The 22,485-nt window shown below is 76.2% G+C and carries 22 protein-coding genes; 9 read left to right on the top strand and 13 right to left on the bottom strand.

Annotated features, from left to right (window positions below):
• Both KDL28_RS14530 and KDL28_RS14525 read right to left on the bottom strand, forming a co-directional pair.
• A partial coding sequence (locus tag KDL28_RS14530) for an NADH-quinone oxidoreductase subunit H (protein WP_252438779.1) occupies nucleotides 1-350 on the bottom strand: 350 nt, incomplete at its 3' end.
• Nucleotides 347-946, bottom strand: a complete 600-nt coding sequence (locus KDL28_RS14525) for a TetR/AcrR family transcriptional regulator (protein ID WP_252438777.1) — start codon at nucleotides 944-946, stop codon at nucleotides 347-349. The genes KDL28_RS14530 and KDL28_RS14525, both read right to left, overlap by 4 nt.
• An 81-nt stretch (nucleotides 947-1,027) precedes the next feature.
• Here KDL28_RS14525 and KDL28_RS14520 point away from each other — a divergent pair, with 81 nt between their 5' ends.
• A complete protein-coding gene (locus KDL28_RS14520; protein ID WP_252438775.1) occupies nucleotides 1,028-2,053 on the top strand; it encodes a TIGR03617 family F420-dependent LLM class oxidoreductase in 1,026 nt (341 codons plus the stop codon).
• A gap of 27 nt (nucleotides 2,054-2,080) precedes the next feature.
• Here KDL28_RS14520 and KDL28_RS14515 read toward each other — a convergent pair whose 3' ends face one another.
• The 3 genes from KDL28_RS14515 to KDL28_RS14505 all read right to left on the bottom strand — a co-directional run bounded on the left by KDL28_RS14515 (nucleotide 2,081) and on the right by KDL28_RS14505 (nucleotide 4,395).
• Nucleotides 2,081-2,881, bottom strand: a complete 801-nt coding sequence (locus KDL28_RS14515; RefSeq protein ID WP_252438773.1) for an enoyl-CoA hydratase/isomerase family protein — start codon at nucleotides 2,879-2,881, stop codon at nucleotides 2,081-2,083.
• Nucleotides 2,882-2,906: 25 nt separating this feature from the next.
• Complete coding sequence (locus tag KDL28_RS14510; RefSeq protein ID WP_308216004.1) at nucleotides 2,907-3,647, bottom strand: SDR family NAD(P)-dependent oxidoreductase; 741 nt, start codon at nucleotides 3,645-3,647, stop codon at nucleotides 2,907-2,909.
• A gap of 85 nt (nucleotides 3,648-3,732) precedes the next feature.
• Nucleotides 3,733-4,395: an SDR family NAD(P)-dependent oxidoreductase gene (locus KDL28_RS14505; protein ID WP_252438771.1), complete on the bottom strand. Its 663-nt coding sequence runs from the start codon at nucleotides 4,393-4,395 to the stop codon at nucleotides 3,733-3,735.
• A 191-nt stretch (nucleotides 4,396-4,586) separates the two neighbouring features.
• Between KDL28_RS14505 and KDL28_RS14500 the strand changes: the two genes are divergently transcribed.
• Nucleotides 4,587-5,504 (top strand): toll/interleukin-1 receptor domain-containing protein, encoded by a 918-nt coding sequence (locus tag KDL28_RS14500; protein ID WP_252438769.1) that lies wholly within the window; start codon nucleotides 4,587-4,589, stop codon nucleotides 5,502-5,504.
• A gap of 670 nt (nucleotides 5,505-6,174) precedes the next feature.
• Here the strand turns inward: KDL28_RS14500 and KDL28_RS14495 are convergent.
• Complete coding sequence (locus KDL28_RS14495; protein WP_252438767.1) at nucleotides 6,175-6,453, bottom strand: hypothetical protein; 279 nt, start codon at nucleotides 6,451-6,453, stop codon at nucleotides 6,175-6,177.
• A gap of 204 nt (nucleotides 6,454-6,657) precedes the next feature.
• On the bottom strand, nucleotides 6,658-7,308 hold the full coding sequence (locus tag KDL28_RS14490) for a TetR/AcrR family transcriptional regulator (protein WP_252438765.1): 651 nt from the start codon (nucleotides 7,306-7,308) through the stop codon (nucleotides 6,658-6,660).
• A 56-nt stretch (nucleotides 7,309-7,364) separates the two neighbouring features.
• On the opposite strand from KDL28_RS14490, the gene KDL28_RS14485 reads away from it, so the two are divergent.
• The gene (locus KDL28_RS14485; RefSeq protein WP_252438763.1) at nucleotides 7,365-8,075 is read left to right on the top strand and encodes an SGNH/GDSL hydrolase family protein; all 711 of its coding nucleotides are present in this window, start codon (nucleotides 7,365-7,367) and stop codon (nucleotides 8,073-8,075) included.
• Between the two features lie 5 nt (nucleotides 8,076-8,080).
• Here KDL28_RS14485 and KDL28_RS14480 read toward each other — a convergent pair whose 3' ends face one another.
• From KDL28_RS14480 to KDL28_RS41495, 3 genes are all read right to left on the bottom strand, one after another.
• On the bottom strand, nucleotides 8,081-9,115 hold the full coding sequence (locus KDL28_RS14480) for a hypothetical protein (protein ID WP_252438761.1): 1,035 nt from the start codon (nucleotides 9,113-9,115) through the stop codon (nucleotides 8,081-8,083).
• Nucleotides 9,116-9,211: 96 nt separating this feature from the next.
• Nucleotides 9,212-10,036: an arylamine N-acetyltransferase family protein gene (locus KDL28_RS14475; protein ID WP_252438783.1), complete on the bottom strand. Its 825-nt coding sequence runs from the start codon at nucleotides 10,034-10,036 to the stop codon at nucleotides 9,212-9,214.
• A gap of 46 nt (nucleotides 10,037-10,082) precedes the next feature.
• Nucleotides 10,083-11,270, bottom strand: a complete 1,188-nt coding sequence (locus KDL28_RS41495; RefSeq protein ID WP_252438759.1) for a cytochrome P450 — start codon at nucleotides 11,268-11,270, stop codon at nucleotides 10,083-10,085.
• 111 nt (nucleotides 11,271-11,381) lie between these two features.
• On the opposite strand from KDL28_RS41495, the gene KDL28_RS14465 reads away from it, so the two are divergent.
• The 4 genes from KDL28_RS14465 to KDL28_RS14450 are packed head-to-tail and all read left to right on the top strand — an operon-like array spanning nucleotide 11,382 to nucleotide 15,468.
• On the top strand, nucleotides 11,382-12,488 hold the full coding sequence (locus KDL28_RS14465) for an Rv3169 family protein (RefSeq protein WP_252438757.1): 1,107 nt from the start codon (nucleotides 11,382-11,384) through the stop codon (nucleotides 12,486-12,488).
• Entirely contained in the window at nucleotides 12,485-13,543 is a 1,059-nt protein-coding gene (locus KDL28_RS14460; RefSeq protein ID WP_252438755.1) for a phosphotransferase family protein, read from the top strand. Before KDL28_RS14465 ends, KDL28_RS14460 begins: the two co-directional genes overlap by 4 nt.
• A gap of 43 nt (nucleotides 13,544-13,586) precedes the next feature.
• The gene (locus tag KDL28_RS14455) at nucleotides 13,587-14,519 is read left to right on the top strand and encodes a hypothetical protein (protein ID WP_252438753.1); all 933 of its coding nucleotides are present in this window, start codon (nucleotides 13,587-13,589) and stop codon (nucleotides 14,517-14,519) included.
• 25 nt (nucleotides 14,520-14,544) lie between these two features.
• Nucleotides 14,545-15,468: an aminoglycoside phosphotransferase/kinase family protein gene (locus KDL28_RS14450; RefSeq protein ID WP_252438751.1), complete on the top strand. Its 924-nt coding sequence runs from the start codon at nucleotides 14,545-14,547 to the stop codon at nucleotides 15,466-15,468.
• Between the two features lie 28 nt (nucleotides 15,469-15,496).
• Here the strand turns inward: KDL28_RS14450 and KDL28_RS14445 are convergent, their stop codons facing one another.
• On the bottom strand, nucleotides 15,497-17,170 hold the full coding sequence (locus tag KDL28_RS14445; protein WP_252438749.1) for a thiamine pyrophosphate-binding protein: 1,674 nt from the start codon (nucleotides 17,168-17,170) through the stop codon (nucleotides 15,497-15,499).
• Nucleotides 17,171-17,352: 182 nt separating this feature from the next.
• Between KDL28_RS14445 and KDL28_RS14440 the strand changes: the two genes are divergently transcribed.
• Nucleotides 17,353-18,387, top strand: coding sequence for a zinc-dependent alcohol dehydrogenase (locus KDL28_RS14440; RefSeq protein WP_252438747.1), 1,035 nt, complete (start codon nucleotides 17,353-17,355; stop codon nucleotides 18,385-18,387).
• Between the two features lie 53 nt (nucleotides 18,388-18,440).
• Nucleotides 18,441-19,220 carry an SDR family oxidoreductase gene (locus KDL28_RS14435; RefSeq protein ID WP_252438745.1) on the top strand — a complete coding sequence of 260 codons (780 nt, stop codon included), beginning with the start codon at nucleotides 18,441-18,443 and terminating at the stop codon, nucleotides 19,218-19,220.
• A 57-nt stretch (nucleotides 19,221-19,277) separates the two neighbouring features.
• Here the strand turns inward: KDL28_RS14435 and KDL28_RS14430 are convergent, their stop codons facing one another.
• Together KDL28_RS14430 and KDL28_RS14425 are read right to left on the bottom strand one after the other, a co-directional pair.
• Nucleotides 19,278-19,469 (bottom strand): hypothetical protein, encoded by a 192-nt coding sequence (locus tag KDL28_RS14430; protein WP_252438743.1) that lies wholly within the window; start codon nucleotides 19,467-19,469, stop codon nucleotides 19,278-19,280.
• Between the two features lie 140 nt (nucleotides 19,470-19,609).
• Nucleotides 19,610-22,453 (bottom strand): ATP-binding protein, encoded by a 2,844-nt coding sequence (locus tag KDL28_RS14425; protein ID WP_252438741.1) that lies wholly within the window; start codon nucleotides 22,451-22,453, stop codon nucleotides 19,610-19,612.
• Nucleotides 22,454-22,485 lie beyond the last annotated feature (32 nt).

Below are 22,485 nucleotides of genomic sequence, written 5' to 3'. Positions count from 1 at the left end.
ACGGTCGGCTCACCGAAGATCGTGACCTCGCCACCGAACGGGATCACCGAGAACGCCACGAACGCCGGGATCGTGGAGATCACCGGGGCGATGAAGTACACCCGCTTGTCGGCCGCGGCCGGCATGACGTCCTCCTTGAACGCCAGCTTCAGCGCGTCGGCCAGCGACTGCAGCCAACCGCCTGGGCCGGTGCGGTCGGGGCCGGGGCGCTGCTGCATCCGCCCGACGACCTTCCGCTCACCGACGATCATGAACATGGTCAGCAGCAGGCCGAGCCCGAACAGCGCCACGACCTTGGCCAGGACCAGCCAGATCGGGTCGTCGGCCAGCAGCTGCCCGGTGGCCGTCACGGCAGGCTCCGGGTCGCGCCCTCGAACAGGGCGACCAGCTCGCGGGTGCAGGCGTCGAGGTCCAGCTCCGGGTCGGTCGACAGCAGCCCGGCCACCCCGTTGAAGGTGTGGCGCAGGCTGGTGTGCAGGATCCGCGGGTCGAACCGGCGGAACTCCCCGCTCGCCCACCCCGCCCGGGCGATCTCGGACAGCATCACGAGCTCCAGCTCGAAGGCGTCCATCCCGTAGTGCAGCCGGCCGTCGGCGCGGCGGTGGTTGTGCCAGATCTCGTGCGCGGCGAGCACGTGCGCGCGGTGCTCGGCGTAGAAGCGCATGTTGCCCTCGATCACCCCGCGCAGCTGCCGCGCCGGGCTCGTCGCGCCCAGCACGAACGGCTCGATGAACCCCCCGGCCACCGAGTAGATCTCCGTGAACACCGCCGTCACCAGGTCGTCGCGGCCGGCGAAGTGGTAGGAGATCATCCGCGTGCTGGACAGCCCGGCGCGCTCGGCGATCCGGGCGAACGTCGCCCCGCCCAGCCCCAGCTCCGCGATCGTCTCGATCGCCGCCGCCACGATCTGCGCCCGGCGCGCCGCGCCGGTGACCGTCCGTCCCACCGGCTCGTTTACTCGCACGAGTAAATCTTACCTCGGTTGAGTAAACCTGTCATCGGCCGCTCGCGCCGTAGGGTCGGCGGGGTGAAGTTCGATCTCATGAAAGGTCCGTCGGCGTGGACGGACACCGCGGCCACCGCGAGGGCCGCCGCCGCAGCCGGGCTGTCCGGGATGCTGTTCACCGAGACCTCGACGACGCCCTGGATGTCGCTGGCCGTCGCGGCAGGCGCCGCGCCGGGGCTGGAGCTGTCCACCGGGATCGCGGTCGCGTTCCCGCGCAGCCCGATGGTCACCGCGGGCACCGCGTGGGAGCTGGCCGACAACACCGGGGGCCGGTTCCGCCTCGGCCTGGGCACCCAGGTCCGCGCGCACGTGCAGCGCCGCTACGGCGTGGAGTTCGACCCGCCCGGCCCCCGGCTGCGCGACTACGTGCTGGCCGTGCGGGCCTGCTTCGCCGCGTTCGCCGGCGGCGAGCTGAACCACGAGGGCGAGTTCTACCGGCTCACCCTGCTGCCGCACGGCTGGCGGCCCCGCCCCCACGAGCACGCCGACATCAAGATCGACGTCTCGGCGGTCGGGCCGTGGATGTGCCGGATGGCGGGCGAGGTCGCCGACGGCGTGCACGTCCACCCGCTGCACTCGGTGGAGTACCTGCACAGCCGACTGCTGCCCGCGGTCGCCGAAGGCGCCGCCCGGGCCGGGCGCCCGCCGGCGGCGGTCGACCTGATCGTGCCGGTCTTCGTCGTCGCGGGCGACACCCCCGAGGAGCGCGCACCGCTGCTGCGCCGCGCGCGCGAGCAGATCGCCTTCTACGGCTCCACCCGCAACTACGCCTTCCAGTTCGACGACCTCGGCTTCACCGGCACCTCCGCCCGGCTCAACCAACTGCTCAAGGCGGGCGACCTGGACGGCATGCGCGACACGATCACCGACGAGATGGTCGAGAAGTTCGCCGTGGTCGGGCGCTGGGACGAGGTCGCCGACATCCTGCGCGCCCGCTACGCCGGCATCGCCGCCCGCCTGGTCACCTACCTGGCCGAGGAGTCGGTCCGGGCCGACCCGAGGGCGATGGGCCGGTGGGGCGAGATCGCGAAGGCGCTGGCCGAATAGCTGGTCGAATAGCTCTGCCGCCGGGGCTCAGCCGATGCCGTCGCGGAAGACCGGGGCCCGCTTCTCCAGCACGGCGGTGCGGCCCTCCACGACGTCGTCGCCGAAGAAGGTCAGCATCTCCGCGTGCAGCGAGGACTCGAAGATCGGGCCGGCCTGCACCAGCCACTGGTTCAGCGAGCGCTTGGTCAGCCGCAGGGCGACCTGCGGGCCGGCGGCCAGCCGCCCGGCCACGCCCAGCGCGGTGTCGAGCAGCTCCGCCCCCGGCACCGCCCGGCTGACCAGGCCGATCCGCTCGGCCTCGCGACCGTCGATGAACTCGGCGGTGAGCAGGTAGTACTTGGCCTTGGCCATCCCGCACAGCAGCGGCCAGATGATCGCCGCGTGGTCGCCGGCGCCGACGCCCAGGCGCAGGTGGCCGTCGGTGAGCCGGGCCTCCTCGGCGATGATGCTGATGTCGGCCATGATCGCGATGGCCAGCCCGGCGCCGACCGCCACCCCGTTGATCGCCGAGATGATCGGCTTCTCGCAGCGGATCATGTTGTAGACGACGTCGCCCGCCTCGCGCAGCAGCTTGGTGATGACCGCGTAGTCCTTGGTCTGCCGCTCGATCATCGCCATGTCGCCGCCCGCGCTGAACGCCCGCCCGGCCCCGGTGACCACCGCGACGCGCGTCTCGGGGTCGGCGTCGACGTCGAGCCACACCCGGGCGAACTCGGCGTGCATCACCTCGTCGGCGGCGTTGAGCTTCTCGGGCCGGTCGAGCGTGATCAGCAGCACGCCCTCGGCCGGCCGCTCGAAGCGCAGGCCCTGGTAGCTGTCGAAGTCCACGTGTCTCCTACCGGTGCGGTCGGGGTCAGCCGTGCATGGTGAGCCCGCCGCTCACCGAGAGCACCTGACCGGTGATGAACGACGCCTCCTCGGAGGCGAAGAACGCGATCGCCGCGGCGACCTCCTCGGGGCGGGCCAGCCGGCGCAGCGGGATGCCCCGCTCCAGCGCGAGGCGGGTGCGTTCGGGCAGCGAGGCGAACAGCGGGGTGTCGGTCGGGCCGGGGCAGACGCAGTTGACCAGGATCGCGTGCCGGGCCATCTCCCTGGCCAGCGACTTGCTGAACGCGATGATCCCGCCCTTCGCCCCGGCGTAGACGGTCTCCCCCGTGCTGCCGACGCGCCCGGCGTCGCTGGCGACGGTCACGACCCGGCCGCCGTCACCGCGCTCGATCATGGCGTCCAGGAACGCCCGGACCACCGCGATCGTGCCCACCAGGTTGAGCCCGACCAGCTTCTCCCACAGCGCGCGGTCGCCGTCCAGGAAGGGCCCGACGCTGTCCCACCCGGCCGCGTTGACGACGATCCGCGGCGCCCCGAGGTCGCGCAGCACGGCGTCGCGAGCCTCGTCGATCGTGCCCTGCTCGGTGACGTCGAGGAAGTAGGGCCGGACCCCGTCGGCTCCGCGGGCGGTCTCGGCGGCCGAGTCGAGGTCGAGGTCGGCGGCGGCGACCACCGCTCCGAGCGCGGCCAGCCGCAGCGCCGTGGCCCTACCGATGCCCGACCCGGCCCCGACGACCACCGCGACCCGACCGGTCAGATCGATCACCGCGCGCCACCCCCAGCCCCGTCGCCGTGGATCTTCCGACCGCCCGACCGTACGGGGACCCGGCGGTGGCGTCGAGCGGGCGGGCTCAGCGGGCCATCGTGAGCCCGCCGCTGACCGAGAGCACCTGGCCGGTGACGAACGAGGCCCGGTCGGAGGCGAAGAACGCGACCGCCGCGGCGATCTCGTCGGGGTGGGCCAGCCGGCGCAGCGGGATCTCGCGCTCCAGCCGCTGGCGCACCCACCGGGGCTGCGCGGCCAGCAACGGGGTGTCGGTAGGGCCGGCGCACACGCAGTTGACCAGGATCCCGTCACCGGCCAGCTCGCCGGCCAGCGAAGTGGTGAGCCCGACCGCGGCGTCCCGGTCGCCGTGACCGGCTCCGACCCCGCGGACCAGCACGATCCGCCCGCCCCGGCCGCGGCGGACCATCCCGTCCAGGAACGCGCGCACGGCCGGTCCCGTCACGGCGTCGGCGGCCCCGGTGACCTCCACGACGATGTGCGGCACCCCGATCTCGATCTCGATCTCGCGCCGGACGACGTCGAACCCGGCGGCGTCGGCGACGTCGGCCTCGTAGTCGCGCACGTCGCCGGGCGGCTCGACCAGCAGCGCGGTGCGGGCCACGGCCAGCGGGTCGCGGTCGACCGCGGCCACGCTCGCCCCGAGCTGGGCGACGGTCAGCGCGATGGCCCGTCCGATCACCGACCCGGCGCCGAGGACAACGGCGGACCGCCCGGTCAGATCGATCATCCCGGCCCCCTCGCAGGTGGATCCCCCGATCCGGACGACCGTACGGCGGGGGTGGCCACTGGGCCATCCGGCTCACCCGGCCGGGGATGGCGGTCCCTCCGCGATGATCGGCGGCCGGGCCGGCGGTCGGGCGGCCGCCGTGGCGTCGGGGTCGCGGTAACGCCCGCCACCCGGCACCCGAACCCGTCGCCGTGGGCACGCCCCCGTCGGTCTTCCTCTGCTACCGCCGCGCCGATGAGCCGTTCGCGGCCGCGCTGCTCGGCGTCACGCTCCAGGAGCTCCTCGGCGCCGGCAACGTCTTCCTCGACACCCTCTCCCTGCGCAGCCGCGTGCGCTTCGAGGCGGAGCTGCTCGGCCGGGCGGGCGAGACCGCCGTGCTGCTGGTGCTGGCCGGGAAGAGCTGGGACCGCGGGGAGAACCGCGCCCGCCTCACCGAGGACGACGACTGGGTGCGCCGCGAGATCCGCACGGCACGGGCGGCCGGGGCCAGGATCGTCGTGGTGCGGGTGGAGCGGGAGGCCGCGCTCGACCCGCCGCCGGACCTGGGGTTCCTCCGCGACTGCGAGGCGGTGCCGCTCGCCCGGCCGCACCTCGCCGAGCACGTCAGGGCGGTCGCCGAGCGCGTCGCCCCGGGCCTACCGGTGACCGTCGCCCTCGACCGGGACACCGTGCAGCGCGCGGCGCTGGCGATGGTGCGCCACGTCCTGCCCGGCCCGCAGCAATCGCTGGAGAACGACCGCACGATCGCCCGGGCCGTGGCCGGGGAGCTCGGACCGGGAGAGTGGCTGCGCTTCGCCGGAGCGGGCCGGTCGCGCACCCGGCGCCCGCGCGGCTCCGGGATCGTCCTGCTGACCGACGGCGAGGTGCGCCTGGTCGAGCTCGGGGAGGCGGCCGGGCCGTTCGACACGGGCATCCGCACGATCGACGTCACGCACTGCCCGCTGCGACCCGGCACGACGGTCGAGCTCACCCCGGCCCGGCTGCTGTGGAGCGCCCGGGCCGACGTGCACGTGCGGACCCCGGGCCACCCGCCGCTGTCGGTGCTCGGGATGTTCCCGGACCCGGCCCGGCTGCTGCGGGCGCTCGCGACACCCGACGGACGGGCGTGATCCGCTCCAGAAACCGATCACCGCGCCTTTCCCGCGGCCCGCGGGAACGCCCGGCGAGCCCGCCACGACGGCTTCCGGGAATCCTCCCGAGCTAAACGTGATCCCGATCACTCGGCCGCCCGGTGGTCGCGCCGCTCCTGGTCCGGACCGGCGGGCTCGCCGGGCGGGCCCGTCGATCACCGCACCCGGCGCTCGACCCCACTACTCCGCTGTTTTCCCGAGAATTGTCCCACCGGGGTGGCGCGCACATTCTCCGAGCAATTCTCGACCTGCCGACTGCAACATCGACGCCCTCGCCGAAATACGCGCTATATCGCGCTGTCATCCGCGGGCGGGGCGTCACGGCCCAGCAGCCGATTCACGGCATCGGCACCGCGAACGCCCAGCAGGGCGCCTCCGGTCCCGGCCAGGACCGCAGCGATCAGCATCATCATGTCGGCCAGCACGTTGCGTCGAGGCCTTTCTGTGATTCCAGGGAGCTTATCTCGTTCCGCAGCGTATACGAGCCCGTTATCGGCGAACAAGACCAGGGCGGCACCCTCGACGACCACTGGGAATGCCTGGGCGACGAGCGGTCCCGCCGATCCCGCTAAGCGCTCGCGGGCTCGCGCATCGCACCGCGACCGCCCGATGACCCCGGGGAGCGGTGCCGCGAGGGCGACGAGCGGCCTCAGCGACCACCCTCGAGCTCGGCCAGGCGGGCGGCGTCGGCGGAGTGCCGCTCGCGCAGCCGGCGCAGGTCGGCGTCGAGCTGGTCGACCAGGGCGGTGTCGCGGTCGGCCTCCGCGCGCAGCGACGCGATCAGCACGCCGAACGACCGGCTGCGGGCCTCCTGGTCGACGACCGCCAGGCGCAACCGGCGGACGGCGTCGGCGGTCGGCCCGGCGGCGGGCTCGTCGGGGTCGGGCCAGGCCGGGTCCCAGGGCTCGCGGCCCGTCGAGACGAGCAACGACACCCCACCCCGACGAACGGGGGCACCGCCGACCCGACGGGCGGCAGGGTCGCGATGACGCGCCCGGCCGGGACGGCGGCGTCCGAGCGGCGATGCGGTGGCCAACCGGACCATGGCCTGCTGGCCCGACAGACCGGCGACGGACGGAACGATGACACGGGAGGGCTCCCCTCTGTCGACGTCCGCGAGCGGCACGCCACGCTACCGGGCGGCTCCGGCCGCGGGCGCGGACAGCAGGGCGTCGAGCACGCGGCGGACCTTGTCGACGACCTGGTCGTCGCCCAGGCGCAGGGCGGTGTTCGCCGCGCACAGCACGGCGTCGATCTGGAAGGCCACCAGCTCGGCGTCCAGGTCGGCGGCGGTCTCCCCCGCGGCGGCCGCCCGGCGCAGCTCGGCGGCGAGCGTGGCCTGCCAGTCGCGGGTGTCGCGGGCGAGCGCGTCGCGGACGGGGCCCGGACGGCTGTCGAACTCCGACAGGTTGGCCACCCGGAAGCAGCCGCCGGGGTAGAGCGGGGACTCGACGTAGGCGATCCAGCGCTCGACCAGCGCGCGCAGCCGGGCCACCCCCGGCGCCGCGGCCCGCGCGGGGCGCAGCACCTCGGCCAGGAAGGTCTCCCTGGCCGCCTCGACCGCCGCGAGCTGCAGGTTCTCCTTGCTGCCGAACAGCGCCTGCACCCCGCTCTTGCTGATCCCGAGGTCGCCGGCCAGCCGGCCGATGCTCAGCGCGGTGAGCCCCTCGACCGAGGCCACGTCGACCGCGTGGCGGGCGATGGCGCGCCGGCTGCGGGCGCCGCGCAGCAGCCGCCCGTCGACCGCCCCGGCGTCCGCCGGAGCCACCCGCTGCTCACTCACGAGGCCATCCTCCCACGCCATTGCCTAAACAATACGTCCGATCGTACAGTTAGTTCATGACCGTCACCACCGCGGCCCTCACCGAGGAGACCGACCCCTTCTGCCTGCCACCCGCCGACGCCGCGCGACTGCTCGCCGCAGCGCCGTGGCGGCGGTTCGCCGTGCTCGGCGACAGCCTCGCCGCCGGCACCGGCGACCCCTCCCCCGGCTACGCATCCCAGCCGTGGGGCGACCGGGTCGCCGACGCCCTGCGCCGCGTCCACCCCGACCTGGCCTACCTCAACACCGGCACCGTCGGCGCCACCAGCAGCCGGATCCTGGCCGAGCAGCAGGAGCGGGTGCGCGCGTTCGCCCCCGACCTCGCCCACGTCGCCTGCGGCGCCAACGACCTGTGGCGCGACGAGCCCGACTTCGGCCGGATCGAGGCGCGGATGCGCCAGGTCTACGCGCTGGCCGCCGAGAGCGGCGCCCTGCTGACCACGTTCACCCTCGGGCGGGCGTTCGCCACCGCCGCCTTCCCCGACCTGCCCGAGCGGGTCCACACGCTCAACGACGTCATCCGCGGCATCGCCGCCGACCACGACGCGGTGCTGGTGGACATGTCCGACCACCCCGTCAACGACCGCGCGACGCTGCTCAGCGCCGACCGGATCCACTTCTCCACCGCGGGCCAGGCCGTGCTGGCCGCCGAGGTGGTGCGCGGCCTGGCCGCCCGGCTGGCCGGCGCCGCGGCGGCGCAGGACCGCGCAGCGCCGCACGCCGGCTGACCGGGTCAGGCTCCGATCTCGATGCCCAACCCGCCCGACCCCGCGTCGGCGTCGATGACGGCGCCGAGGCCGAGCCGGTCGAAGGCGGCCCGGTCGGTCTCGACGCGCAGCAGCGCGGTGCCGTCGCCGGTGTACCCGGTCAGCCGGACCAGGCCCAGCCCGGGATCGACGCCGAACAGCTCGCGCAGCTGCAGCAGGGTGATCTGGGTGAGCACCGACCGGTACAGCACACCGACCTGCTCCGCGGTCCGGGGCACCGCGGCGGGCTCGTCGAGCTCGGCGGAGGCGGTGTAGCCCACGACCGCCGGCACCACCTCGGCGGTGGGCAGCTCCACCCGGACCGCGGCTTCCCGGGCGTCGGGCGAGCAGCCGACCTCGGCCGCCCGCGGGAACCCGACCGGCAGCGGCAGCTCCCGCAGCACGAAGCCGAGCAGGCGCGCCACGCAGCCGGGGTCGCGGGCGAGCACCCCCGCGCGCAGCTCCCGCCAGTCGCGGTTGTGCTTCTCGACCGCCCGGTGGTGCTCGGCCACCGACGCGCGGTGCGCGACCTCGCGCTCGCGGACCCGCCTCCTGCGGTCGATCTCGGCGCGCTCGTGCTCGAAGCGGGCCTGCTCGAAGCGCTGCCGGGCGATCGAGGTGCGCCGCCTGCGCATCCGGTCGGTGCCGGGCACCGTGGTCAGCAGCGCGTCGAGCGCGCCGGACCCGGCGGGCGCGTACGCCTCCCACACCGGCCCCGGCTGCGGCACGGCGTCGGGACCGAGGTCGAGTGCCTCCGGCTCGTCGTGGCGCCGGTAGCGGTCCCAGTCGAAGACCGGGCTGCGGCGCAGGCCGCGCAGCAGCAGCAGGTCCAGCTCGGCCACCTCGCGCTCGACGCGCAGCGTGCGCGCCTGGGCGTCGACCCGGCGCAACGCCGAGCGCAGGTCCGCGACCTCCCGCTCGGTGCGCCTGGCCGCGGCCTCCATGGTCCGGCTGCGCTGCCGCTCCTGGGCGAGCCGGCGCCGCGCCCGGTCGTCGGCGCCGCCGCCCTGCTCCCGCGCCACCGCCACCTCCGCGACCCGACCGCCCCTCGACGGTAGGTCGGCGCCCGGCCCGCGGCCCACACGCCGAACGAGTGACGGCGCTCGCGGTGGGCGCGCTCAGACCGAGACGGCCAGCGGGTGGAACGTGGTGCCGGCGGCGAAGCGGAGGCCGAAGTGCTCGTCGAGGGCCGCCAGCAGCTCCTGCGGCGAGCCGATCGGGCTGCTCTCGGCGCGGCCGTCGCCGTCGCGGACCTTGAGCTCGGTGTCGGTGAGGGTCAGCCTGGTCCCGTCGGCGCCCGCCCTGGCCACCATCAGCCGGTGCCGGAAGTGCGAGCGCGGGTGGGTGCTGGTGAACCAGTTGCCGACCTCCCGGTCGACCAGCGGCATCTCCTCGCCGGTGAACTCGTAGGCGTCGACCCACTGCTCGCCGAAGCGCACCTGGTGGAACCACCGGCCGTCCTCGCGGACGATGCGGCGCGGCTCGTGCGGGGTGGGCTGCTCGGGAGTCTGATCGGCGCCGTCGGGCTCCCAGCGGATGGCCGAGGTCAGCGACACACCGCCGATCCCGACGTCGGTGAGCCAGGTCGCGCCGTCGAGCTCGACCCGCAGGAACAGGTGGGTGCGCGGGGGCACGACGTCGCGCGGGCGGCCGAGGCGGACCCGCGCCGACAGCGGCGCCGCGGCGAACCCGAACGCGGTGAGCACGGCCAGGAACAGGCCGTTCTGCTCGAAGCAGTAGCCGCCGCGGCGCCGGCGGACCAGCTTGTCGACCAGCGCGTCGACGGTCAGCTCGATCGGCTCGCCGAGCAGCACGTCGAGGTTCTCGAACGGCACGGAGCGGGCGTGGGCGGAGGTCAGCGCGTGCAGCACCGGCAGGGTCGGCTCGCGCGGGCCGGTGTAGCCCACGCGGGCGCAGTACTCGTCGAGCTCGGCAGGCGTCATCGATCGCACGGGTCCACGCTAACCCCGCTGCCCGACGGTCTCGCGCTCAGAAGCGCACCGGCATCGACCGCGGCCCGGAGATGAACACCGAGCTCTGCCAGCGCACCGGCCCGGCCGGGGCGAGGTCGGGCAGCCGGATGAGGATCTCGCGCAGCAGCGCGGCGATCTCGATGCGCCCGACGTGCGCGCCGAGGCAGAAGTGCGGCCCGCCGCCGAAGGCGAGGTGGTCGTTGGGGCTGCGGGTGATGTCGAAGCGCTCGGCGTCGGGGAAGTGCGCGGGGTCGCGGTTGGCCGCGCCGTAGTACATGACCACCTTGTCGCCCGCGGCGACGTCGACGCCGCCGATCGTCGTGTCGCGCGTGGCCCGCCTGCGCATGTAGACCACCGGGCTCACCCAGCGCAGCATCTCCTCGATGGCGGCGGGCAGCAGGGCGTCGGGGTCGGCGCGCAGCGCGGCGAGCGCCTCGGGGTGCTCGAACAGCGCCTGGACGCCGCCGGCGACCAGGTTGCGGGTGGTGTCGCCGCCGGCGTCGATGAGCAGCATGAAGTAGAGCGCGAAGTCGACCTCGTCCAGGTCGCGGCCGTCGGCGCAGGCGTGCACGATCCGGCTGGCCAGGTCGTCACCGGGGTGGGCGCGCTTGCGTTCCCAGAGCCGGTGGGCGTAGCCGAACATCCGCATCACCGCCTCCTGCCCGGCCGTCGAGCCCTCCTCCGGCGCGGCGTGCACGGCCTCGGTGAGCTCGTAGAGCGCGACGCCGTCGGCCTGCGGGATGTCGAGCAGCTCGGCGATCACGTACGACGGCATCAGCCCGGCCACGTCGGTGACCAGGTCGCACTCCCGGCGGTCGAGCACGCCGTCGACGATCTCGCGGGCGATCTGCTCGATGCGCGGGCGCAGCAGCCGGGCCGCCCGCGGCCCGAAGTCCCGCGAGATGATCTTGCGCAGGTCGGTGTGCGTCGTCCCGTCGGCCATCAGCATCATCTTGTGCACGCCGTCGGTGGCGACCGTGCCGTCCGGGATCATGATCGTCGGCTCGGAGGAGAACGTGGCGGCGTCGCGCCCGACGGCGCGCACATCGGCGTAGCGGGTGAGCGCCCAGAACCCCGGTCCGTCGGGCTCGTCGTGGCGGTGCACCGGGTCGTGCTCGCGCAGCCACCGGAACTGCTCGTGCGGCTGGCCGTCGGCGAACGAGCGCGGGTCGAGCAGGGCGATGGGGGGCGACGTCGTCGTCACCAGGCGACGGTAGCCGGGACGAGGGGGCGATGCAGGTGTTGGATCCGAGCCCGGCGGCCTCGTAGCGTCGGGGACCGGTGCCGCACCGTCGCGGCGCGGACGGGAGCAGCGGTGATCACGAGCTTCGACGACTACCCGGTGCACCAGACGGCCGAGCCGGTCGCGGTCCCCGCCACCGGCGACCGCAACGCCTACGACCGGTACTTCTTCAACGGCTACGACCCCGACCGCGGCTGGTTCTTCGGCGTCGCGCTCGGCGTCTACCCCAACCGCCAGGTCATCGACGCCTCGTTCAGCGTGCTGCACGACGGCGTCCAGCGCTCGGTGCACGCCTCCGGCCGGGCGCCGACGGACCGCGCGCTCACCCGGGTCGGACCGATCTCGGTCGAGGTCGTCGAGCCGCTGCGGGTGCTGCGGGTCCGCGTCGACGCGCCCGAGCAGGGGCTGTCGGCCGAACTGGTCTTCACCGCCCGCACGCCCGCGGTCGAGGAGCCGCGGTTCACCCGGCACAACGGACCGACCGTGGTCATGGACTACACCCGGCTCACGCAGTGGGGCACCTGGCAGGGCCGGTTCGGCACCGGCGCCGACACCGTCGAGTGCGCCGGCGCCCGCGGCACCCGCGACCGCTCGTGGGGCGTGCGCACCGTCGGCGAGCCGCCCGGCGGGGCGCCGCCGCGGGCCCTGCCGCAGTTCTTCTGGCTGTGGGCGCCGCTGCACTTCGACGACCACTGCACCCACCTGGCCGTCGTCGACGACGCCGCCGGCCGGCACGTCTACGAGAGCGCCTGCCGGGTGCCGCTGCTGCCCGGCGCCGACGAGGCCACCCCGCTCGAGCACGCCCGCACCGCCGACGTCGACATCGACCTGCTGCCGGGGGTGCGCCGTAGCGCGTCGGCGACGCTGCGGCTCGCCTGCTGGGACGGCAAGGAGCGGATCACCCGGCTCACCCCGCTGCTCACCTTCCAGATGCGCGGCATCGGCTACTTCCACCCGCGGTGGGCGCACGGGGTGTGGCACGGCGAGTCCGCCGTCGGCGGCTCGCAGTGGCGGGTGGCCGAGCTCGACCCGGCCGCCCCGGAGAACGTGCACGTCCAGCAGCTGGTGCGGGCCGAGGGCGACGGGCAGGTCGGGATCGGGGTGTTCGAGTCGCTGATGATCGGGCCGCACGCCCCGCTCGGGCTCACCGGGCTCTTCGACGTCCCGACCCGGCCGTGAGCGCCGGGCTGGTCACCGACCCGGCCGAGGTGGATGCGCGCTGGCTCACCGCGGCGCTGTCGGAGGTCTCCGGTGGGGCCGAGGTGACCGGGTTCGGGCGCCAACGCATCGGGACCGGCCTGGTGGGCCAGTGCATCCGGTTCACCCTCGACTGGGACCGCCCCGCGGCGGGCCCGGCGAGCGTCGTCGGCAAGTTCCCCTCGCCGGACCCCCGCAGCCGCGAGCGGGGCCGCACCGGCGGGGAGTACCTGCGCGAGGTGCGCTTCTACCAGCACCTGGCCGGGCGGGCCGGGCTGCGGCTGCCGCGCTGCCACGTGGCCGTGCTGGACGAGCCCACCTGCGACTTCACCCTCCTGCTCGACGACCTCGCGCCCGCCGTGCAGGGCGACCAGCTGGCCGGCTGCACCCCCGAGCAGGCCGACGACGCCCTGGCCCAGGCCGCGCTGCTGCACGCCGCCTACTGGGCCCACCCCGTCCTCGACGAGGAGCCCTGCCTGCAGCGCGCGCCCGGCTACGCGGAGGTGCTCGGGCAGTTCCTGACCGCCGTGTGGCCGGGGTTCCTCGCCGAGTACGGCGACGCGCTGCCGCCGGGCGGGGCCGGGCTGGGCGAGCGGTTCGTGCGCGCCCTGCCGGCATGGGCGGCCCGCGACCGCGCGCCGCGCAGCCTGGTGCACGGCGACTTCCGGGTGGACAACATGATGTTCGGCCCCACCGGGGTGACCGTCGTGGACTGGCAGACCGTCCAGCGGGGCGCCGCGGCCGTCGACGTCGCCTACCTGCTGGGGGCCAGCCTGACCGCCGCCGACCGGCGCGCCCACGAGGACGCGCTGGTGGCCGGCTACCACGCCCGGCTGCGCGCCGCAGGCGTCGTCGACCGGACGGCCGCGCAGCTGCGCGAGGACTACCGGCGCTGCGCGCTGTCCGGCGTGGTCATGACCGTGGGCGCGTCGATGCTGGTCACCACCGACGAGCGGGGGCGGCGGATGTTCGCGACCATGGCCGAGCGGCACTTCACCCACGCCCTCGACGTCGGGGCGGAGGAGTTCCTGGACTGAAAACCCGCTGCGCGCGGCGGCGCACCGGACCAGACTCGACGGCGTGGAGCGGGTGTGGCGGGCACTGGACGACGGCTCGCGCACGGCGCTGACCAGCGGCCTCGCCCCGACCGACCTGCAGACCCTGCTGCTGGACGTGGCCCGTTCCCGGGCCGGGCGGGTCGTCCCGGCGCGGGTCGTGCGGCGCTGGCGGGAGGACCGCTTCGTCCGGCCGTCCGCGCACGACCCGCGGGCCCTGTCCCGGCTCGAGGCCCGGTTGTGGGAGCTGCTGCCGGGGCGGTTCGCCGGCGTCGAGCTCTCGCCCGTCGCCCCGCTGGGCACCTGCTCGGCGGTGGCCACCGTCGACCAGAACCAGGTCGTGAGCACCGTGCGGGGCAGCGAGGTCGTCAGCGACCCCACCAACGCGCTGGCCGTCGAGGCCGCGGTGCGCCGCTCGTCCGGCCCGCGGACCGGCCGCGTCGACCTGGCCTGCGTGCACCGGGTGCTGCGCGCGCAGCGGTTCGACGGGCCGGGCCGGTCGGCGCACTTCCGGCTCTTCGCCCTGGTCTCCAGCGCGCGCGACCGCGGCTCCGGCACCGCGCAGGCCGAGATGCTCGCCGACCACCTGCGCTTCTGGGCCCGGGTGCTCGACGAGTTCGTCCCCCACCTCGGCCCGTGGCTGACCTTCACCGGGTTCGGCCCGTCGGCCCTCGCCGAGCGATTCGCCGACACCGTCCACCCCGCCGTCGCCGGGAGCGCCCGGGTGGTCGAGCTGCGGGCCGACCCGGCGCGCACCCAGGGCGCCGGCTACTACGACGACGCCGCGATCGGCCTGCGGGCCCGCGACGGCGAGGAGATCGATCTCGGCGACGGCGGCACCACCGACTGGACGGCGAAGCTGCTCGGCGACGCCAAGGAGCGCTGCGTGACCTCGTGCGTCTCCACCGAGCGCCTGCTGTCCCTCAGCGAGCCGCGAGATCCGGTCGGACGGCCCTGACCGGCTTCGTGGCACAGTTCTCCAGGTGCCGATGGACGACCTGCCGGACTGGGTGGCGCCCTGGTGCCGGGAGCACCTCGGCGGCGATCCGGTCGACGTGCTGTTCGCGGTGCGGCAGATGTCGGCGGTGTTCGGCCTCCGGTTGGCCGACGGCGCGCAGGTCGTGGTCAAGGCGCGCGCCGATGACGGCCGGGCCGCCTCGTGCGTGGCCGCGCAGGCGCGGCTGGCCGGGCGCGGGTTCCCGTGCGCCCGCCCGCTCACGCCCGCGGTCGGTGTCGGTGCGCTGGCCGTGCACGCCGAGGAGTTCCGGCCCGGCGGCGACGTGCTGCGCGGGGACTCGCCGGACGTGGCGGTGCGCTACGCGGAGGTGTTCGCGGCGCTGATGGCCGGGCTGGCCGACGTGCGCGTGACGCCGCCGCTGCCCAACCCGCGCTGGGCGCGCTGGGACCACGACGGTCCCGGGCTGTGGCCGGGCATCGGGTTCCTCGACGAGCGGGACCAGAGCGCCGTGCCCGCCCACGTGGTCGACACCGCGGGCCGGGCCCGCAGGCGGCTGCTGGCCGCCGACCTGCCGCGCGTGCTGGGCCACGCCGACTTCGAGGCGCAGAACCTGCGCTGGCGCGGGCGGCGGGTGTGGGTGGTGCACGACTGGGACAGCCTGGCCTGGCAGCCGGAGGCGGCGCTCGTGGGCGCGGCCGGCGGGTCGTTCGCCGGCGCCGGGCCGCCGACGCTGGCGCCGATCGAGAGCTCCGAGGCGTTCCTGGCGGCCTACCAGGAACTGCGCCGGCGCGCGTTCACGGCCCAGGAGCGGGAGGTGGCGTGGGCGGCGAGCCTGTGGCCCGCCGCGCACAACGCCCGGTGGGAGGCGCTGCACGGCGACTCCCCCGTGTCCGGCCGCGCGCTGCGGGCGCAGGCCGCCGAGCGCCTGCGCCGGGCGGGCGCCCGGTAGCGGACACCCCGGGCCGGGCGCACCATCCCTAGGCCATCCGCAGCGGGTGCAGCGCGGTCATGTCGACGTCGAGCAGCGTCGGGCCGGGGCGGCGCACCGCGGCGGCGAACTCCTCGCGGAACCGCGCCGCCGAGTCGACGGCCGCGGCCGGGATGCCGACCGCGGCGGCCATCATCGTGAAGTCCGGGGTGGTCAGGTCGACGTCGGTGCGGTGGCCGAACTGCGCGTCCTGGATGCCGCGCAGCACGCCGTAGCCGCGGTCGTTGAACACGCACACCACCACCGGCAGGCCGTGCTGGGCGAGCGTGGCCAGCTCGCCCACGCTGAGCATCAGCCCGCCGTCACCCTGGATCAGCACGGTCGGCTCCCCGCTCGCGACCGCGGCCCCGATGGCCAGCGGCAGGCCGGGGCCGATGCCGGCCCAGGTGGGGTGCATCGAGGTGTGCGGGCGGCGGACCGGGAGCAGCCGGTTGCCCCAGACGTAGGCGGGCACGGTCGCGTCGCGGACGATGTTGCCGCTGACCGGGAGCAGCTCGCCGATCGCCTCCATGATCGCCACGTGGTCGGGGCCCATCCGCTCGCGCAGCCGGGCGTGCACCTCGGCCCGCGCCGCCGCGGCCCGCGCGGCCCAGCCCGGGTCGCGGCCCTCGCCCGCGCCGAGCCGGTCGAGCAGGGCGGCGACGCCGCGGCCCGCGTCGCCGACGAGCGCCACCTCGGGCTCGTAGTTGCGCCCGATCACCGCCGGGTCGACGTCGAGGTGCAGCAGGCGCCTGGGGACGCGGGTGGCCCAGCGGCGGGTGGGGCCGGCCTGGAAGCGGGTGCCCACGGCCAGCACCACGTCGGCGTCGGCGACGAGGTCGGGCACCGGCGGTTGGTCGGTGAGCGCACCGACGCACAGCGGGTGGTCCTCGCCGATCGCGCCGCGCCCGCCACCGGAGGTGAGCACCGGCGCGCCGAGCCGTTCGGCCAGCGCGGTCACCTCCGCGCCGGAGCCGACCGCGCCGGAGCCCGCCCAGATGAGCGGGCGGGTCGCGGCGGCGAGCAGCTCAGCCGCCCGGTCGAGCACGTCGTCGGGCGGGGCGAACCGGCGCGGCGCGCTGGGCGGCGGTTCGACGGTCGCGGTGCGGGCGTACTGCAGGTCGATCGGCACCTCCACCGCCCCCGGCTGCGGTCGACCGGTGAGCACGTCCAGCGCGACGTCGAGCACCGTGCGCTCCACGTCCTGCACGCGGCGCACCGTCTCGGCCCTGCGCACGACCGTGCGCAGCATGGCCAGCTGGCCGTCGGCCTCGTGCAGCGCGCCGCGGCCCCGGCCCAGGTCGCGGGTCTCCACCTGCCCGGTGATCATGAGCACCGGCGAGGACGCGAACGCCGCCTCGGCCAGCCCGGGGACCGCGTTGGCCGCGCCGGGGCCGGTGCTGGTCAGGCAGACGCCCAGGTGCCCGGTGGCGCGGGCGTACCCGTCGGCGGCGTGCGCGGCCGCCTGCTCGTGGCGCACGCCGACCGCGCTGATGTCGCGGTGGGCGCTGAGCGCCGCGAAGACGGGCAGGTTGTGCACGCTCGGGATGCCGAAGACGTGCCGCACCCCCAGCGCCACCAGCGCGTCGACCACGGCCTCCCCGCCGGTGCGGGTGCCGGTGGCCCCCGCGTCCGCCCCGGCCGCCCCCGCCGTCCCGATCCGCTCCACGCCCGCCCGCCCCACGTCGTCCTCCGCCCGTCGCGCCGCTGATCTCCCCCAGCGGACGCCGTCGAGGGCGTCGGAGTCAACCCGCCGGTGTCGCATCCCTCCCCGATCCCGCGACGCGATCGTTCCCGCGGGCCGCTCGCCCCTGCTCCGCGGCGCCTCCAGCGGTTACTGTCGGACGGCGTGGAGGTCCGCACGCCGTGAGCACCCCGAGCCAGTCCCCCGTCGACGACACCGCCGCGAGGCCCGCCCCGCGGCCCCCGGCCACGATGCGGGCCGGGCTGCTGACCGGCCCGACGACCCTGACGATGGTCGACGCGCCCGCCCCGCGTCCCGACGACCTCGCCGACGGCGAGGTCCTGCTGCGCGTGCTGGCCGGCGGCATCTGCGGCAGCGACCTGCCGGCCTTCCGCGGCACCGGACCGGTCACCGGCCACCCCGCCCCGGTGCCCGGCGGCTCGCTGCACGAGGTCGTCGGCGAGGTGCTGGCCTCCCGCGACGCGCGGGTGCGCCCGGGCAGCCGGGTGGTCGGCTGGGCCTCCCGCTTCGACGGGCTCGCCGAGCGGGTGGTCACCCGCGGTCTCGACGTGCACGAGTACGACCCCGCCCTGCCGCCGACCACGGCGGTGATGCTGCAGCCGCTGGCCTGCGTGCTCGACGCGCTCGAACGCGTGCCGCGCGTCGCCGGGGCCAGGGTGGCGGTGATCGGGCAGGGCTCGACCGGGCTGCTGTTCAGCCACGTCATGAAGGCCCGCGGCGCCGCCCACGTGACCGGCGTCGACCTGGTCGACCGCGCCGACCTCGCCGGACGCTACGGCGTCGACGAGCCGGTGCACGCCGGGGCGCTGGACTGGGCCGCCCAGGTGGCGGCCGGCCGCGACCAGCCCACGGTGGTCGTGGAGGCGGTGGGCCACCAGATCTCGACGTTCACCGCGGCCGTGCACGCGGTGGGCATCGGCGGGCAGGTCTACTGCTTCGGGATCCCCGACGACCCGGTCTACCCGTTCCCGCTGGCCGAGTTCCTGCGCAAGTCGGCCACCCTCACCGCGGGCGCCACCAGCGCGCGCCGGGTGGCGCTGGAGATGGCCGACGCCTACCTCGCCGAGCACCCCGCGCTGGCCGAGCACTACGTGACCCACACCTTCGCCTTCGACGAGGCCCAGCGGGCCTACGAGAGGGCCATGGTGCCCGCGCCGGGGCGGGTCAAGGTCGTGATCGACGCGCCCGGCGGTTGAGCCGCCCGACCCGCACCCTCGACACGGCGCCCGCGGCGAACTAGGAAGGGCGGGTGGATCTCGGACTGACCGGCCGCACGGCCGTGGTGTGCGCCTCGACCCGCGGCCTGGGGCGCGCCTGCGCCACCGAGCTGGCCCGGGCCGGCTGCACGGTCGTGGTGAACGGGCGCACCGCGGCGACCGTCGACGAGGTCGCCGCGGAGATCGCGGCCGCGACGGGGGCGCGGACCGTGCCGGTGGCGGCCGACCTGGACACCCCCGAGGGCCAGGACCGCCTGCTGGGGGCGGTCGAGCAGGTCGACATCCTGGTCAACAACAACGGCGGCCCGCCGCTGCGCGACTTCCGCGAGATCGACCACGACGCCCTGATGGCCGGCGTCACGGCCAACATGGCCACGCCGATCCGGCTCGTGCAGGGCGTGGTGGACGGCATGGTCGAGCGCCGCTTCGGCCGGATCGTCAACATCACCTCGGGCTCGGTGAAGAGCCCCATCGCGGGCCTGGACCTGTCCAGCGGCGCCCGGGCCGGGCTGACCGGCTTCCTGGCCGGCGTGGCCCGCTCGGTCGCGCACGCCAACGTCACGATCAACTTCCTGCTGCCGGGCGCCTTCGACACCGACCGGCTGCGCTCGGCCCAGGCCCGCGGGGCCCGCGAGCAGGGCGTGTCGATCGAGGAGGCCGCCGAGCGCGCCCGGGCCCGCATCCCCGCCCGCCGCTTCGGCGAGCCCGCCGAGTTCGGTGCGGCGTGCGCGTTCCTCTGCTCCGCGCAGGCGGGGTTCATCACCGGGCAGAGCCTGCTCATCGACGGCGGCTCCTTCCCCGGGGTCCTCTGACACCGCCCGGCCTGCCACCCCGCCCCGGTGCACCCTCCGCGCACCGGGGCCGGGTGGTCAGGCCGGGCGGACGTCGGGGCGGCCCCACGGCCTGGTCCAGCGCCGCGGGTGCTCGGTGCCCTCAGCGGCACCCGCTGCGGCGCGTCCCCGCAGGGCCGCCCGGGCCAGGCGGTGGGCGTCGGCCTCGGCGCGCAGGGTCCGGGTGCGCTCGGCGGCCAGGTCGGCGGTCACGAAGCTGTGGATCATCATCGTCGGCACGTCCTCGGTGTCGGGTGGGTCCGTCGGGTTCCACCCTCGTCCTCGGGGGGCCGCGCGACATCGGTGCCGACCACGGATCCGGGCACGGATCTTCCTCCGTGCCCGTCTGCGTGGTGGCACGGACGCGCAGGTCAGGGCATGCGGACGCGGAGCTCGGCCAGGGCCGCGGCGCCGCGGTCGCGGTGCGGCCCGCCGGCCAGCACCAGGCTGCGCGCGGACTGCAGCCGGTCGCCAGCGGCGCCCAGCGCCGCCGCGGCGGCGAGCACCCCGGCGGTGTCGCCGTCGAGCAGGGCGGCGGCCCGCTCGACCAGTGCGGTGGCGATGGGGTTCCCGGAGACCGAGGCGCGGGCCGCCGCGACGCGCTCGGCGGCGTCGTGCAGCCCGGCCAGCACGCCCGCCTCCGCCCACATCGCCGCGTACCAGGGCCGCCAGATGGCGTCGTACCAGCGCACCAGATCGCCGGGCGGGAACAGCATCCGGCGCACGGCCTCGTCGGGCCGCCCGCGGTGCAGCAGCAGCAGCGCGTCGAAGCAGGCGCTGGGGTGCCGGTCGTGCTCGGGCCACTGGGCCGAGACCAGCGCGTCGAACACCGCCAGCCACTCGGCGCGCTCGGCCTCCTCGCCGCGCAGGCCGTGCAGGGTGGCCACGGAGTGCGCGGTGCGCCGCAGCGTCGGCACCCGGGGCCGGCCCGCGCGCACCCAGCTCTCCCGGAAGCGCTCGGCCTCCACGAGGGTGCGGTCCCAGTCGCCCTGCAGGAACGACACGATGATCAGCCGGGCCGGCGCCACGTGCCCGGTCTCGCGGAACTGCGGCAGCGCCGCGACGGCGTCGGCGTAGCGGCGGGCCTGCTCCAGCCGACCGGCCGCGATCGCCGACTCGGTGGCCATGACGTGCGCGTCGGCCACCTCGAAGCCCGGATCGGCGTCCACCGGGAGCCCGCGCAGCAGCGCGATGCGCCGCTCGGCGGTGGCCAGCGCGCCCCGGGGGCTGCCCCGGGAGAGCTCGATGGTGATGGCGCGGTCGAGCGCGGCGCTCTCGGCCACCAGGTCGCCCGCCTCGCGGGCCAGCCGCAGCGCCCGCTCGCTGGCCGCGACGCCCTCGGGCGAGATCTCGGACAGCTCGAAGGCCTGCGCCGTGGCGATCCGGGCCAGCGCCGCCGGGTCGGTGCCCGCGAGGCGCCCGGCCCGCTCGATCAGGCGGGCGGCGGTGTCCGGGTCGGGCGGGCGGGCGATGATGCCCGGGCCGCGGTTGACCAGCTCGGCGAGCACCGCCAGCTGGTAGGCGGCCGTGGTGGGCCGGCAGGCCAGCAGCGACGCCTCGGCCGCGGCCGCCAGCAGCCGCAGGGCGTCGTCGCCGGCGAGCCGGGCCGAGGCCACCGCCGCGGCCCGGCCCAGCGCGGCGGCGACCCCCGCGTCGTCCTCGGCGAGCTCGGCCGCGAGCTCGAAGCGCCGCTGCGCCTCGGCCTGCCGGCCCCGGCGCAGGCACAGCGCGCCGAGCAGCACCGCCGTGTCGTGCGCGGCGCCGCGGTGGGCGGGCACGGTCGCGGCCCAGCCCACGGCCGCGCGCAGCTCGTCGGCCAGGTGGTCGAAGCCGACCCGCCGGCCACCCCCGCCGGGCCCGGCGTCCGCGTCGGCCCCGGCCAGCAGCGCCCGGCCCGTCGCGGCGACCCGGTCCAGGTGGCGCAGCCGGGTGTCGTCGGTCTCGCCCGCGTCGTCGAGCAGCTCGGCGCCGTACTGGCGCACGGTCTCCAGCGTGCGGTAGCGGGTGCCGTCCGGTCCCGGGACGGGCACCAGCAGGCTGTGCTCGGCCAGCACCGCCAGCTGCGCGCCGACCTCCCGGGGGCGCACCGGCGCCCAGCCGGCCACGGCCGCGGCGTCGGCCGCGGGGAACGGCCCGGCGAAGACCGACACCCGGCGCAGCACCGCCCGGGCCGACCCGGGCAGCAGCGCGCAGCTCCAGTCGAGCGTGGCGCGCAGCGACCGGTGCCGCTCGTCGGCGCGGCGGGCGCCGGCCAGCAGGTCGAGCCGGTCGGCCAGGCCCGCCTCCAGCCCGTCGAGCCCCAGGGCGGGCAGCCGGGCGGCGGCCAGCTCGATGGCCAGCGGCACCCCGTCCAGGCCGGCGCAGATCCGCCGGACGCGGGCGCGGTCGGCGGCGTCGGGGCGGGATCCCGCGGCCGCGGCGCGCTGCTCGAACAGCGCGACGGCGTCGCCACCGTCGCCGCCACCGTCGGGCACCGCCAGCCCGGCCACCGGGAAGACCCGTTCGAACGGCAGCATCAGCCGGGCCCGGCTGGTGGTCAGCACGACGAGCTCGGGCCCGGCCGCGAGCAGCCGCTCGACCAGCAGCGCGACCGGGTCGAGCAGGTGCTCGCAGTTGTCGAGCACGAGCACGGCGCGCCGGTCGGCGACCCACTCCAGCAGGGTGTCGTCGGCGGTGCGGCCGGGCTGCTCGCCCAGGCCCAGCGCCGCGGCCACCGTGGGCGCGAGCATGGCCGGGTCGGTGACGGGGACCAGGTCGACGTACCAGACGCCGTCGACGACCCGGTCGGACAGGTCGGCGGCCACGGCCAGGGCGAGGCGGGTCTTGCCGACCCCGCCCGGACCGACCGCGGACACCAGCCGCTGCCCGTCGAGCGCGCCGACCAGGAGCCCGGCCAGCTCGGCCCGCTCCGCGGCGCGGCCGACGAACGGCGTCAGCGCCGAGGGCAGCGGTGCGGCGGGCCGGGTGGGCGGGGCGGGCGCGGCCGCGCCGGCCGCGGCCCGCTCGGCCGCGAGCTCGGACAGGGCGCGGCGGTCGGCCACGGCCAGCTTGCGCAGCAGCGCCGAGACGTGGCTCTCCACGGTGCGCACGGAGATGACCAGCCGGGCGGCGATCTCGGCGTTGGTGAGGTGCTCGCCCACCGCCGCCAGCACCTCGGCCTCGCGCTGGGTCACCCCGGTGTCGGCCGTGCCGCTGCGCCCTCCGCCGTACCCCACACCGTGATTCTGCACGTCCGCACCGACACGGC

The organism is Pseudonocardia humida, assembly GCF_023898865.1.
GTDB classification, from domain to species: Bacteria; Actinomycetota; Actinomycetes; order Mycobacteriales; family Pseudonocardiaceae; genus Pseudonocardia; species Pseudonocardia humida.
This window is presented reverse-complemented; position numbering and strand designations above follow the sequence as displayed.

Coding starts and splice junctions, on each gene's coding strand:
- KDL28_RS14485 (WP_252438763.1), top strand. CDS start 7,365: ATGACCGTCACCACCGCGGCCCTCACCGAGGAGACCGACCCCTTCTGC.
- KDL28_RS14475 (WP_252438783.1), bottom strand. CDS start 10,036: ATGACGCCTGCCGAGCTCGACGAGTACTGCGCCCGCGTGGGCTACACC.
- KDL28_RS14505 (WP_252438771.1), bottom strand. CDS start 4,395: ATGATCGATCTGACCGGGCGGTCCGCCGTTGTCCTCGGCGCCGGGTCG.
- KDL28_RS14430 (WP_252438743.1), bottom strand. CDS start 19,469: ATGATGATCCACAGCTTCGTGACCGCCGACCTGGCCGCCGAGCGCACC.